This window comes from Pontibacter sp. SGAir0037 (assembly GCF_005491705.1).
Taxonomy (GTDB): domain Bacteria; phylum Bacteroidota; class Bacteroidia; order Cytophagales; family Hymenobacteraceae; genus Pontibacter.
In genome coordinates, this window is record NZ_CP028092.1 from 3179170 (window position 1) to 3192712 (window position 13543).

10 protein-coding genes are annotated in these 13543 nt (G+C 46.4%); 4 read left to right on the plus strand and 6 right to left on the minus strand.

Annotated features, from left to right (window positions below):
* Positions 1-244: 244 nt before the first annotated feature.
* Together C1N53_RS12920 and treZ are read left to right on the plus strand one after the other, a co-directional pair.
* On the plus strand, positions 245-1852 hold the full coding sequence (locus C1N53_RS12920; protein WP_137759706.1) for an alpha-amylase family glycosyl hydrolase: 1608 nt from the start codon (positions 245-247) through the stop codon (positions 1850-1852).
* Positions 1853-1971: 119 nt separating this feature from the next.
* The gene (treZ, locus tag C1N53_RS12925; RefSeq protein WP_137759707.1) at positions 1972-3816 is read left to right on the plus strand and encodes a malto-oligosyltrehalose trehalohydrolase; all 1845 of its coding nucleotides are present in this window, start codon (positions 1972-1974) and stop codon (positions 3814-3816) included.
* A 76-nt stretch (positions 3817-3892) separates the two neighbouring features.
* On the opposite strand, the gene thrA is transcribed toward treZ, so the two are convergent.
* The gene (gene thrA / locus C1N53_RS12930) at positions 3893-6343 is read right to left on the minus strand and encodes a bifunctional aspartate kinase/homoserine dehydrogenase I (RefSeq protein ID WP_137759708.1); all 2451 of its coding nucleotides are present in this window, start codon (positions 6341-6343) and stop codon (positions 3893-3895) included.
* 264 nt (positions 6344-6607) lie between these two features.
* Here thrA and C1N53_RS12935 point away from each other — a divergent pair, with 264 nt between their 5' ends.
* A complete protein-coding gene (locus tag C1N53_RS12935) occupies positions 6608-7465 on the plus strand; it encodes an urease accessory protein UreD (protein WP_137759709.1) in 858 nt (285 codons plus the stop codon).
* Between the two features lie 10 nt (positions 7466-7475).
* Here the strand turns inward: C1N53_RS12935 and ureG are convergent, their stop codons facing one another.
* From ureG to C1N53_RS12960, 5 genes are all read right to left on the minus strand, one after another.
* Positions 7476-8228, minus strand: coding sequence for an urease accessory protein UreG (gene ureG / locus C1N53_RS12940; protein WP_137759710.1), 753 nt, complete (start codon positions 8226-8228; stop codon positions 7476-7478).
* A gap of 115 nt (positions 8229-8343) precedes the next feature.
* A complete protein-coding gene (locus C1N53_RS12945) occupies positions 8344-9024 on the minus strand; it encodes an urease accessory protein UreF (protein ID WP_137759711.1) in 681 nt (226 codons plus the stop codon).
* A gap of 73 nt (positions 9025-9097) precedes the next feature.
* On the minus strand, positions 9098-10819 hold the full coding sequence (gene ureC, locus C1N53_RS12950; RefSeq protein ID WP_137759712.1) for an urease subunit alpha: 1722 nt from the start codon (positions 10817-10819) through the stop codon (positions 9098-9100).
* Between the two features lie 54 nt (positions 10820-10873).
* Entirely contained in the window at positions 10874-11629 is a 756-nt protein-coding gene (locus C1N53_RS22795) for an urease subunit beta (protein ID WP_137759713.1), read from the minus strand.
* 90 nt (positions 11630-11719) lie between these two features.
* Entirely contained in the window at positions 11720-12325 is a 606-nt protein-coding gene (locus tag C1N53_RS12960; protein ID WP_137759714.1) for an urease accessory protein, read from the minus strand.
* A 225-nt stretch (positions 12326-12550) separates the two neighbouring features.
* Between C1N53_RS12960 and C1N53_RS12965 the strand changes: the two genes are divergently transcribed.
* Positions 12551-13465, plus strand: coding sequence for a bestrophin family protein (locus C1N53_RS12965; RefSeq protein ID WP_137759715.1), 915 nt, complete (start codon positions 12551-12553; stop codon positions 13463-13465).
* The last annotated feature ends 78 nt before the right edge of the window (positions 13466-13543 follow it).

Genomic DNA, 13543 nt, shown 5'->3' on the forward strand with positions numbered 1-13543 from the left:
AAGGGTGGTTTGCTGTTCTGATTATTCAATTTAATGTTATGGAAAGATAATAATTCCTTTGATAGAATAAAGTACCCTCTCCGGAGTTTCCTCTTAAAAATGTTAAACTGCTGCTTTATTTAATGTTTCCGTAAGAACTATACCTGCCAATCTTCTCTCTGGGGTGCTGCCCCCTAATAACCTTTCCCTTTCCCGAATCGTTTTGGCTGAATGTATTTTGCTATAACCGCTATAACTAACCAACATGAAAGATAACAACCAGTACCTCTGGTGGCAAACAGGTGTCATTTATCAGATTTACCCGCGCTCTTTTCAGGATAGCAACAACGATGGTATCGGCGATTTAAAAGGTATTATCAGCAGGCTGGATTACCTCAAGTGGCTAGGCATCGAAGCCATCTGGATATCTCCTATCTTCTCTTCTCCTATGGCAGATTTCGGGTACGACATATCAGACTACAAAGGCATACATCCGCTTTTCGGAAGCATGGAAGATTTCGAAAAGCTGGAGCAGGAAGTGCACAGCCGCGGCATGAAGCTTATACTCGACCTGGTGCCGAACCATACTTCCAACGAGCACCCCTGGTTCCTGGAGTCCCGCTCTTCCCGTGATAACCCGAAGCGCGACTGGTATATCTGGAAAGATGCTTTGCCCGACGGATCTGAGCCGAACAATTGGTTAAGTGTTTTTGGCGGAAGCGGCTGGGAATGGGACGAAAAAACAGAACAGTATTATTACCATGCTTTTCTGAAAGAGCAGCCCGACCTGAACTGGCGCAACCCGGAAGTGCAGGAGGCGATGCTGGATGTAATGCGCTTCTGGCTCGACAAAGGGGTGGATGGCTTCAGGATTGACGTTATGTGGCACATGATCAAAGACGATCAGTTACGCGATAACCCTAAGAACCCGGACTACGAACCGTATATGGCAACTTACGAAAAGCTGTTGCCTGTTTACTCTACCGATCAGCCCGAGGTGCACGATATTGTAAAAATGATGCGCAAAGTGACCGATGCGTACAAAGACCGGTTGATTATAGGTGAAATATATTTACCTATTCACAAGCTGATTACCTATTATGGGTCCGAAGAAAAGGAAGCACACCTGCCCTTTAACTTTCAGTTGTTGAATGCAGAGTGGAAAGCCGAACAAATAGCTTCGATCATTGATCAGTATGAAGGTGCTTTGCCCGCAGACGGATGGCCAAACTGGGTGCTGGGCAACCACGACCAGCCGCGCATTACAAGCCGGGTAGGCAGCACGCAGGCCCGAGTAGCCGCCATGTTGCTCTTAACATTGCGCGGCACCCCTACTATTTATTATGGAGAAGAAATAGGTATGCACGATGTACCTATTCCGCTCGAAGAAGTACAGGACCCGCAGGGCCTCAACATGCCAGACCTGAACCTAAGCCGCGACCCGGCCCGCACGCCTATGCAGTGGGACGACAGTGAAAATGCCGGCTTCTCCAGTGCAAGGCCCTGGCTAAGGCTAGCCGATAATTTCCGGCGTGAAAATGTAAAAGTGCAGCAGAACAACAATTACTCTATGCTTACTTTTTACAAAAGGCTCATACAGCTCCGCAAGCAGGAGCCAGCGCTCCACCAGGGAGACTATATACCTGTCGGTTCAGACAGGCAAATGCTGGCGTACATCAGAGTATATGAGCAGCAAAGATTCCTTATTGTACTCAACCTGTCGCACCGGCCTTGCTATTTCAAGCCAAAGCAGGAAACGTTTAAAGGCACCATTCTTCTATCGTGTTATCCGGAGCGCGAAGGCGAAATTATTAGCAGCACCATTACCCTGAGCGGAGACGAAGGCCTGATTATTAAGTTGGATGAAGCTTAGCAAAGCTTGCATTTACAAACTAATTACTCCTTTTACCAGCTAAGCACTAAACATTTATGGCTATTTAAAGTAAAAAACACCTGCAACTCAACCAACACAAATGACATCTAATAAATTTTATGAATGCAGGGGCTAGTTACTCAGAAAATGGCCACTGTACTTTTAGCGTATGGGCACCCCATAGAGAATCGATGCTACTGCACCTGGTGTACCCCCAGGATCAGAAGCACGAAATGCAGAAAGACAAATGGGGATATTTTAGTATAGAATTAGAAGGTATTAGCCCCGGAGACAGGTACTTTTTTATGCCTGATGGTGAGCATGATTACCCCGACCCGGCTTCTCATTACCAGCCGGAAGGGGTACATGGGCCATCGCAGGTAGTTGATCACCGGTCTTATACATGGCTTGACACGAATTGGCGTGGCATCCCATTTAAAGACCTGATTCTATATGAGCTACACATTGGCACCTTTACCCCCGAAGGCACCTTCGAAGCGGCCATTCCTTACCTCGACGACCTGGTTCAGTCAGGTATAAATGCAGTTGAGGTAATGCCGGTTTCCGAATTTCCAGGAGGACGTAACTGGGGCTACGACGGCGTTTTTCCGTATGCTGCACAAAGTACTTACGGAGGACCGACGGGCTTTAAACATTTTGTGGATGCCTGCCATGCCAGAGGCATAGCAGTTTTCCTGGACGTGGTGTACAACCACCTGGGGCCGGAGGGTAATTATTTCTCTCAGTATGGGCCCTACTTTACCGATGCCTACTGCACTCCCTGGGGAGATGCCATTAACTATGATGGGGCATGGTGCGATCCGGTGCGGGAGTACTTTTCGAATAACCCTATCCACTGGTTCAAAAACTATCATATAGACGGACTTCGCCTCGATGCGATACACACAATCTACGACACAGGTGCTGTTAGCTTCTGGGAGCTTACCTATAACAAAATCAAGCAACTGGAGCAAAAGCTGGGCAAGTCGTTTTACATGATCGCAGAAAGCGACCTTAACAGTCCCCGTGTTATAAAATCGCCTGAAATGGGCGGCTTTGGATTTGATGCACAATGGCTCGACGATTTCCACCATGCGCTTTATGTAAAGCTGGATAAAGAAGGCCAGCATTTGTATGAGGATTTCGGGCAGATGGAACAGGTAGGAAAGGCTTACAAAGAAGGCTTCGTACACAGCGGCGACTACGTCAGATTCAGGAAGCGTAAGCATGGGGCTTCATCTGCAGGCGTATCCGGGAATAAGTTTATTGTGTTTAACCAGAACCACGATCAGGTAGGAAACAGGGTGAGAGGAGAACGCTTAACTGTTCTTGTTTCGTTTGAGCGCCTTAAACTTGCAGCCGCCGCTATTCTGCTCTCCCCTTACATCCCGATGCTGTTTATGGGAGAAGAATATGCTGAAGACAAGCCTTTCTTTTATTTTGTAAGTCACTCCGACAAAAAACTGATAAAAGCGGTGCAGCAAGGACGACAAAAGGAGTTTGAAGGATTTAACTGGGAAGTTGCGCCGCCTGATCCTCAGGCTGAGGATACTTTCCAACAATCGAAGCTGGACTGGCAAAAGCGCAAAGAAGGAAAGCACCGCACCATGCTGCTCTGGCATCAGCAGTTAATTAAGCTACGCCGCTCAAATCCTGTTTTACAAAACTTCAACAAAAATGGCTTAAACGTAATTCCGCTGGATCAGAAAGGGTATGTGCTGCAGCGCAAGAGCTTTGATGGCCAAGTTAGCCTGCTCTGCATCTTTAACCTGTCAGAAGATAAAATACCTTATACCTTTCCGACCTGGTCGGATAACTGGGAAAAGATACTCGACTCGAACAGCGCCGAATGGCTGGAACACAGCGACCAGAAATTGCCCACGGCACCAGGCACAGCACCAGCAGGGAAAAAAATAAACTTGCCTGCGCTGTCAGTTTCTGTGTACCAGGGCAGCTCAAGCTAATATTGCCGGTAAGGTAAAACACAGCGGCATCTGTAAATTTCGTTACAGATGCCGCTGTGTTTTAGGCCTGCCTGCTTTAGAGGGTTCCCACGTTTATCAGGTCGGCAAATACTCCCGCAGCGGTTACTTCTGCTCCGGCACCAGGCCCTTTTACCACCAATGGGCGCTCTTTATAGCGTTCTGTTGTAAAGGAAATGATGTTATCGCTGCCCGAGAGCACAAAAAAGGGATGGCTTTCGTCCACCATCTGAAGCGTAATACTTACTTTACCGCCTTCTAACTTCCCGATATACCGAAGCGCTCTGCCGCTGCTCTCTGCCTGCTGTTTCAGGTTGTTGAAATAATCATCGGCAGCTTTTAGTTCCTGGTAGAACTCGGGAACAGACTGGGCATTCAGACAGGAAGCAGGTAATATATTTTCGATCTGCACATCCTGCGCTTCCAACTCGTGCCCGGCATCACGCGCTAGGATCAGCATCTTACGCATAAAATCGGTTCCGTTCAGATCGTCACGCGGGTCTGGTTCGGTATAGCCTTTTTCCTGCGCCAGTTTAACCACATCGTGAAAAGAAGCATCGCCTTTAAAATAATTAAAAATAAAGGAGATGGTACCGGAAAGCACTGCTTCTATGCTTAGCACCCGGTCGCCACTTAGCATCAGGTCTTTGAGCGTGCGCACAATGGGCAGGCCTGCGCCTACATTGGTTTCATAATAAAAATCGACACCATGCGAACGTGCAGCTTCTTTGAATGCATTGTATTGGCTGTAGGAAGAGGAGTTTCCAATTTTGTTAGAGGTAACCACCGAGATAGCAGCACTCAGAATCTCCTCATAGTAAGTAACAGGCAACGGACTGGCAGTATTATCAGCAAAAACACAGTTAGGCAGGTTCATTTCTTTCATTCTACCGATAAACTGGCCTAAATCAGCTGGCTCTCCCTCCTCCTCTAGCCTTTGTTGCCAGTCTTCCAGCGCAATGCCCGCACCGGTCAGCAGCATTTTTCTGGAGTTACTGATGCCAACTACATTTACCTGTATGCCGTTGTGCTTCTGCAGAAAATCAGCGTTTTCGTTCAGCTGCCTGAACAAGGTTTTACCTATGTTGCCTGTGCCTACGCAGAAAACATGCAGCGTCTTTTTCAATTCTGTAAAGAACGCATCGTGTACGGCATTATTTGCCTTCGCCAGGTCCTGCTGTGCAATTACAACCGATATGTTATACTCTGAGGAGCCCTGTGCAATGGCACGAATGTTAATGCCATTTCGGCCAAGTGCATGAAATAGCTTACCTGATATACCAGGCGCCTTTTTCATATTTTCTCCTACAATGGCCAGGATCGACAGACCGGACTCCACCTCTGGCAGTTCCAGCTTTTTAGCCTGCAGTTCCAGTTCAAACTCCTGCTCTATCAGTTGCTGTGCCTTGGTATCATCTTTCGGATCGATGGCAAACGTGATACTGTGCTCTGATGAGCTTTGCGTAATCAATATCACGTTTATCTGTTCGCGGGCAAGCATAGAGAACAGCCTCCCGCTAAAGCCTGCTTTCCCGATCATGCCACTGCCCTGCAGGTTTACCACACTGATATTGTGTATAGAAGAAATACCTCTGATAGGCAAATCAGTATGCTGGCAGTCGCTGCAAATCTTGGTGCCGGCAAATGCCGGATCATGAATATTTTTGATGATGATCGGGATCTTTTTCAGGAACACCGGCATCATTGTTGGCGGGTAAACCACTTTGGCTCCGAAAAATGTCATTTCCATAGCCTCGGTGTAGGTAAGTTCAGGCAACGAGAAAGCTTTCTTCACCAGTTTCGGGTCAGCCGTCATCATACCGTTTACGCCGGTCCAGATCTGTATTTCACTACAGTTAAGTGCCGATCCAACTATGGCTGCCGTATAATCGCTGCCCCCTCTCCCCAAAGTTGTTACCTGGTCGTGGTGGTCGCTGGCTATAAACCCAGTTATAAACAGCAGGCTGCCCAACTGGCTATGGTAAAAGGCACTAATCAGGTTGTCTGTAAGCTTTGTATCTACTCTTGCCTGCCCAAAGTTACTATCGGTTTTGATTAAGTGAGTAGAGTCGACAAAAACAGACTCCGGAAATTGCTGCTCTGCTATTTTACTGATAAGATAAGCTGCACATCTTTCTCCATAGCTGATGACAAGATCGTGGGTTTTGGCAGTGCATTCCTTTAAGCTTTGTATGGCCTGCAGAACTTTCGTCAATTCATCGAAATACTGCTGAAGCTGCCCAAATACTTCGTTCTGCTGCTCCATAGGCAGCATTTCCTTTACAACATCTATATGGCGCGCCTTAATTTCGTTCAGCTCTGCCTCAAACTCGCCCCCCTGAGCAGCCTGTTCGGCCATAGCTGCCAGCATGTTTGTAACACCGCCCATGGCAGAAATAATAATAACAGGTGTTTCTCCCTGCTGTATTTCTGCATTTATGATGTCTAACATGTTGTTGATGCCCTCCAGTGAGCCTACTGCTGTACCTCCGAACTTTAAAACTTTCATGTGCCAGTTAAAATAAAAGCGCCTCCCTGTGAGGGAAGGCGCTTGGTTCAAATTCTTTTATCTATACCTAATAACGACCTTCCCCATGCATTACTTGAATGATGGTTGTAAAGGTTGTCGTAATTGTGAAATTCTTTCTCATAGGATATGATGCCAATATATATAGAATATTATTAATAACCACAGCTCTTTCTTTAAACTTTTGTAAAGACTATAAAAACATTATGCCTTTTTCACATTATATTGCTCCCATAGCCTGAACTCATGAGCCAAACAACAGACTGGAGTGAAATTGCAGTAGAAGAAGTAAAGTATAAGTCTAAGCTGGTTACTTCTAAAAACATTCAGCCTCTTAAAATCCTGAACCCCGCCTCCCCCAACGGTAGTTGCCATGTAGTACTCTCGAGCTATGGGGGTGGTATGGTGGCAGGCGATCAGATAAAGCTGCGCATAACGTGTGCAGCCGGCAGCAGATTATTTCTCAACTCTCAGTCCAACACCAAAATATTTAAGTCGGAAAACGGTGCTGTGGCAGAACAGGTACTGAATGGCGTGGCGGAAGAGGAGGCGCTGGCCATTGTGTTTCCTGACCCGGTAGTACTACAGGAAAGCAGCCATTACAAGCAGGTGCAGCAATGGCAACTAGCTCCTCATGCACTTCTTTTTGCCGTGGATTGGTTTCACTCGGGCCGTATGGATACGGGCGAGAAATTTCTATTCACCTCATTTGCTTCTGAGATCCGGGTAAGTATGGCCGGTAAGCTTGTATTGCTGGACCGCTTCTCCTTTTCCCCAGCAGAAAACATTGCCACTTCTCCAGCCAATTTCGATCAGTACCAGACCATGTTTTCAGCATATCTGGTTGGCTCTCCAGGCGATGCACGTTTCGCCTTTCTGGCTGAAAAGCTGCTTGAACTCAAGATGCCCGAAAGCTCTTCTCTTCATTTTAATATGACACAACAGGTATGCGTATTATCAGTATCAAAAGTAAAAGAAGGAGTCTATATTTTAAGGGCCATGGCAAAAACCCGCATGCAGTTACAGCCTCTGTACGAACGTATCATGGCGATACTTGCCACCGAAGCGTTGCTTGGCTATAACCCCGTGAAGCGGAAATTTTAAACTTTTATAGTTAGCGCCTGTCTTCTCTAACCAAGCTATAGGCTCTTTCTTTCGCCGCTTTAATATGGTCGATAATCAGATCCAGGTTATAACCATCTAAGGCACGGGCAAACACAAAAGGACCTTCGCCCCGCATTTTTTTAGAGTCTCTTTCCATCACACCCAGGTCTGCACGCACTAAGTCCTTTAAATCGATTTTATTGATCACCAGCAGGTCAGATTGTGTAATGCCAGGCCCGCCTTTACGGGGAACTTTATCTCCGCCGGACACATCTATTACATAAATAGAATAATCTACCAGTTCGCGGCTGAAATGAGCAGCTAGGTTATCGCCACCGCTCTCCACAAACAGGAAGTCTATCTTGTTGTTAAATTTTGTCATCAGCCCTTCCAGCGCATCCATGTTCAGGGAAATATCTTCGCGTATGGCTGCATGCGGGCATCCCCCTGTTTCCACTCCTACAATTCTGTCTTCGCTAAGAGCACTGTTACGGATTAGGAACTCTGCATCCTCACGTGTAAAAATATCATTCGTAACGACACCTAATTCGTAGTCGTTCCGGAGCCTTTCACATAATGCTTTCAGAAGGGCTGTTTTTCCGGTACCTACAGGCCCGCCTATACCTACCGTAAAAGCCCTTTTACGGAAGTTGCGGTAAGAAGGCAGCTTACGTGTTTCCCGTTCATTATAGTCGCCAGGCGACTCATAAAACTCGTGTGAGTGCCCGTGGAGCAACAGAGCTAATTTATCTACAAAGGCCATGGTTTAATGTGCTAATTGTTTAATGTGTTAATGTGCTGATTATATTGATTTAAAACTTCCTAACTTGAGGATTTGGAAATTTGAAGCCTTTCCCAAATCCTCACATTTTCTAATCTTAGTTTTGAAATAACTTAGAGTAAATATCCTCATGAAACACCTGTGCTGTATCTAACAAAAAAGCTGTCCTGCTAGCATGCGAGTAAGGTTTATCAGCATGTGCAGCCAGCAAATTATCGAAGATGCTATAGAAATCGTGCTGCAGCTTATGCCCCTCCATAGGCCCGATAAAGCCTAAACGAATAGCAGCACTTACCTGGTCGCGCAGAGCCATGTGCAGATACATCGTCTGCACATCCTGTAAACTGAAACCTATTTTTTTCAGGCAGAGCGCAAAAACCAATGTATAATGCATTGGAATTTCAAGTACTGAAAACCATTCTTTTACAGCTCCCATACCTGCGTCCGGGTAAAATAATTTCAGTAGCTTCAGCCAATTCTTTGCCTGCACTACACTTGCTTTATGAATGGCAGGCACTAACATCATGGCATCATACTCAGCAGCCATAGTTTGTAATTCCTGCTCCATTTCTGGCTGCACCAGTTCAAAAACCGAATTGATAAAAGGAATCTCCATGCTTGCCACCTGCTGCAGGTAAGAGTACAGGTAATTCCGTAAGCCAAACTGACTATTGATCAGGCCAAACGTGATACTGCTCTCCAAGCCATACGAATAGGCAAAAGAGCCTGTCGGAATAGAAGAATCTACCAGGTGCAACAGTCGGGCAAATTGTGACATAGAGACTAGATGTTAGATTTTAGATAGTAGATCTAAATATTGGAAGAATAGCCGCTGCCAATCATGTCTGTTCCTAAAATAAATTATACAGCTGTGCCAGCGGCAGTTTGGTAGCAGGTTCGCAGGTCAGGTGCTCTCCGTCTACGGTTACTTTATAGGTTTCCGGGTCCACGGCAATATTTGGCAGGTAGTCGTTCAGGGCCATATCTTTTTTAGTAACGCTGCGGCAGTTCTTTACCGCCACCACTTCTTTGCTGAGGCCATAGTTTGCTTTTACATGTGCTACCGATGCCCCGGACACAAATACCATAGAAGTTTTACCAACTGCTGCCCCGAAAGAACCGAACATAGGCCTCGAAAAATAAGGCTGTGGCGTTGGAATAGAAGCATTGGCATCTCCCATCTGCGACTGCACAATAACGCCTCCTTTAACTACCATTTCTGGCCTGGAGCCAAAGAAAGCAGGTTTCCATAGCACCAGGTCTGCCAGTTTGCCTACCTCTACAGAGCCAATCTCTTCTGAAAAACCATGTGCACGGGCAGGATTAATGGTATACTTGGCGACATAGCGCTTCGCCCTGAAATTATCTGCGTCGCTGCCTGTGGAGGCGTCCTCGCCTAACTGCCCGCGCTGCTGTTTCATTTTATGTGCTGTTTGCCAGGTGCGGGCAACCACCTCTCCTACACGCCCCATTGCCTGCGAATCAGAAGCAATAATAGACAGAGCTCCCATATCGTGCAGTATATCTTCAGCAGCAATGGTTTCTCCCCTGATCCGGCTTTCGGCAAAGGCTACATCTTCCGGTATATTTTTATCCAGGTGATGGCACACCATGAGCATGTCCAGGTGCTCGTCTATGGTGTTTACTGTAAACGGCCTGGTAGGATTGGTGGAAGAAGGAATGACATTGGGTTCACCACATATTTTGATGATATCCGGTGCGTGCCCTCCACCGGCTCCCTCGGTATGGTAGGCATGAATGGTTCTTCCCTTAAAAGCACTGGTAGAGGTCTCCACAAAACCACTTTCATTTAAGGTATCGGTGTGGATGCAGACCTGCACATCGTACTGCTCAGCAATGCTCAGGCACGAATCTATAGCGGCCGGTGTAGTTCCCCAGTCTTCGTGCAGTTTAAAGCCTAGGGCACCGGCTTCCACCTGCTCTATCAGCCCCTCCGGTTTAGATGAATTTCCTTTTCCCAAAAAACCGAAATTCAAAGGGTAAGTTTCTATCGCTTTCAGCATCATCTCAATGAAGAAAGCTCCCGGTGTACAAGTAGTGGCATTTGTACCTGCAGCCGGACCTGTGCCACCTCCTACCATTGTCGTAACACCTGAGGCCAGCGCCTCCGTAATCTGCTGCGGACAGATAAAGTGAATATGACAATCAATGGCACCAGCCGTTAAAATTTGCCCTTCGCCGGCTATTACTTCGGTGGTAACGCCCACTACCATACCTGGCGACACGCCTGGCATAATGTGTGGGTTCCCTCCTTTTCCTATACCTGCAATTCTGCCATTCTTAATGCCTATATCTGCTTTGTAGATACCTGTATAGTCGAGCACCAACGCATTGGTAATAATCATATCCAAAGCATCGGCCTGCCGGATGCCGGCTGCCTGTCCCATACCATCGCGCAAAACCTTTCCTCCTCCAAACTTACATTCTTCGCCATAGGTGCTATAGTCTTTTTCAACTTCTATTACCAGGTCTGTATCTCCTAAACGAACCTTATCGCCCACAGTAGGACCATACATATCGGCATAAGCGTGGCGGTCGATTTTGTAGCTCATCGTCTTAATTTATTTTAGCTATCTGATAAAGTCTGAGGCATATCTGCTTTACAATCAGCTCTCGTGCTGAAAGTGCTGCTCTTTAATTTTGGCTATGGCAGCAGCCTTGTTTTCTTCTGAAAGTATACCGCCCGTAAGGTTATTGCCGCCGTATACCGTTCTCTCACCAGCCAGTGCTACTAAAGTTACCTTTTTGCGCTCTCCCGGCTCAAAGCGTACTGCTGTGCCGGCCGGTATGTTCAAGCGAAACCCAAACGCTTTTTCCCGATCGAACTTTAAGGCCGCATTGGTTTCAATGAAAGGATAATGCGACCCGACCTGCACCGGCCGGTCTCCCATGTTGGTTACCTCCACCTCTACTGTAGCCCGCCCTTCATTCAGGATCAGTTCACCTGCTGATAATATATACTCTCCCGGGTTAGCATTCACCAAGTTATCCGGTGAGGCTGTTTTAGGGCTGCGGCTAAGCCCGGAACCATAAAGCGCCAGTTCTGGGGAACCACTGTTCCGACAAACAGGGTGGTGTACAGTCACCAGCTTTGTGCCATCCGGGAAAGTACCTTCTACCTGCACTTCAGCAATCATATCAGCCACGCCCTCCATCACATCCTGCAGGCCTAAAATCTGTTTTCCCAAGTTCATAAGCGAGGCTACGCTTTCTCCATCCCTGATAAATTCGAGCAGTTGGGTGGCAATAAGAGCTACTGACTCCGGGTAATTTAACTTCAGCCCTCGGGCATACCGTTTCTGGGCTACAAAACCTGCATTGTGCAGTACAAGCTTATCTATATCTTTAGGAGAAAGGTGCATGATCTTGAGTTAGAGAGGTAGAAAGTTAACATTCAAATATTTAAAGATTAAAAGTAAAAGACCTGATACACGATACCTGCACCGGTCCTGCTACAGCACCATATTTTCATAGATCATCCAGCTACCGTACAGGATGCAGATCAGGGAAGAAACGACAACGATTCCTGCTCTTACGCTCTTGTTAATTTTCATGCGCTGGGTAAAGGGAATGCTGAAAAGGCCTGCCGCGATAAACATACCGATGATAGAGCCAATGCCAAAAACAAACAGGTATGTGATGCCCAGCATCGGATCGCTGATTTCGCTCATAACCAGCAGCACCAAAGCACCACTTCCTGCTAAACCATGCACTAACCCAATTGTATAGGCAAAACTATGCTGGTAGCGTGGTATCCTGGTTTTGCTAAAGTTGTTCTTGTTGGTAAGCCTGCTGATTCCCATTACAATGAGCATAACTCCCACCCCTGCCTCAAAGTAGCCGGAGTTTAAAAAGGTGGCCCTGCTTAAGATAATAACCGAACCTATGACAACGATAGTAGTGGTATGGCCAAGCCCCCAGTAAAAGCCATCTTTTACCGCTAATACCATACTATCGCGCTTCGAAACTATATTACTGACAGCAATAAGATGATCTGCTTCAAAAGCATGGCCCATGCCTACCAGTGCCGCAAATAAAATGGGTAAAAGAGCCTCCATGCAGCTTGCGTTGTTTTGATAAAATTATTTCAATATAAAAAAAATATTAATAAAAGCTCAACCTGCACCACATATAGTTAAAACTACAGCAAAATATTCCAGACACACTGATTTTATTCTTTAAGAGATGCTTAAGAGAAACAGCTAAACATATAGCCGCCAGAAGAAGTACTATAAGAAAGCAAATAATTCAGACGCCTGTCGGCCTACTTAACAGCTATTGTCATGCTTATAGAAACACGAATACCACCTAAGTACATTTTTGATAAAATCAGAAACAATGTATTCAGGGTCCTGCTGTTTTCCATTGCATTCCACCTTCTAAAGCTTTTCGTTTTTGATTACCTGCCTAATATTCCGCTGCAATTGCCAACAGTGTTAGGTACTTCTATTTCGTTGCTGCTTGCCTTCCGGCTTAACCAATCTTATGATCGCTGGTGGGAAGCAAGAAAGGTATGGGGAGCTATTGTGAACGATTCCCGCTCGCTTGTTATCCAGTTAAAAGGCTTTATTGCCACAGAAGCAATGGCATCGGGAGATGCTTCTTCCACTTTAACGAAAATGGCCTATCGCCAGATAGCCTGGTGCTATTGCCTTGGCAAGTCGTTACGCGGGCAGGCGTTCGATCTTAATCATATGGCGGAGTTTTTATCGCCAGCCGAGCTGGACTTTATTCAGACTCAAAACAATAAGCCTTATGCTCTGCTTATGCTGCACATGGCCGACTTAAAAAAATTACATGAAGAAGGCGCTATCAATGCGTATCAGCAGGTACAACTCGACAGCACCATTGTGCGCCTATGCGATTCGATGGGCAAGGCCGAGCGGATAAAAAACACAGTGTTTCCGGTGACTTATGGCTTGTTTGTGCACTTCTTTATTTACCTGTTCCTGGTAACGCTCTCATTAGCCCTGGTAGAGTTGGTAGGTGTATGGGAAATTCCTATTCTCACGTTCATTGCCTCTACTTTCTTCCTGATAGAAAAAACCGCCAAGCACATGCAGGAGCCTTTCGATAACAAACCAACCGATACATCGGTAACGGCCATTGCCAGAACCATAGAAATAAACCTGAAGCAAATTTTACAGGAGCCCAATGTACCTGCTCCTTTGGCCCCGGAAGCATTTTATATGATGTAGTACCTTACTGGCTGCACACAGCACTTCAACCAGAAAAGGAATAAACGCTGAAATAAAATACAGACCGAACCAGTGGCA

What these genes read in the sequence shown, in the direction of transcription:
- C1N53_RS12960 (WP_137759714.1), bottom strand. Translation starts at nt 12,325, where the DNA reads ATGGAGGCTCTTTTACCCATTTTATTTGCGGCACTGGTAGGCATGGGC.
- thrA (WP_137759708.1), bottom strand. Translation starts at nt 6,343, where the DNA reads ATGAAAGTTTTAAAGTTCGGAGGTACAGCAGTAGGCTCACTGGAGGGC.
- C1N53_RS12965 (WP_137759715.1), top strand. Translation starts at nt 12,551, where the DNA reads ATGCTTATAGAAACACGAATACCACCTAAGTACATTTTTGATAAAATC.
- C1N53_RS12945 (WP_137759711.1), bottom strand. Translation starts at nt 9,024, where the DNA reads ATGTCACAATTTGCCCGACTGTTGCACCTGGTAGATTCTTCTATTCCG.
- ureG (WP_137759710.1), bottom strand. Translation starts at nt 8,228, where the DNA reads ATGGCCTTTGTAGATAAATTAGCTCTGTTGCTCCACGGGCACTCACAC.
- C1N53_RS12935 (WP_137759709.1), top strand. Translation starts at nt 6,608, where the DNA reads ATGAGCCAAACAACAGACTGGAGTGAAATTGCAGTAGAAGAAGTAAAG.
- treZ (WP_137759707.1), top strand. Translation starts at nt 1,972, where the DNA reads ATGAATGCAGGGGCTAGTTACTCAGAAAATGGCCACTGTACTTTTAGC.
- C1N53_RS12920 (WP_137759706.1), top strand. Translation starts at nt 245, where the DNA reads ATGAAAGATAACAACCAGTACCTCTGGTGGCAAACAGGTGTCATTTAT.
- C1N53_RS22795 (WP_137759713.1), bottom strand. Translation starts at nt 11,629, where the DNA reads ATGCACCTTTCTCCTAAAGATATAGATAAGCTTGTACTGCACAATGCA.
- ureC (WP_137759712.1), bottom strand. Translation starts at nt 10,819, where the DNA reads ATGAGCTACAAAATCGACCGCCACGCTTATGCCGATATGTATGGTCCT.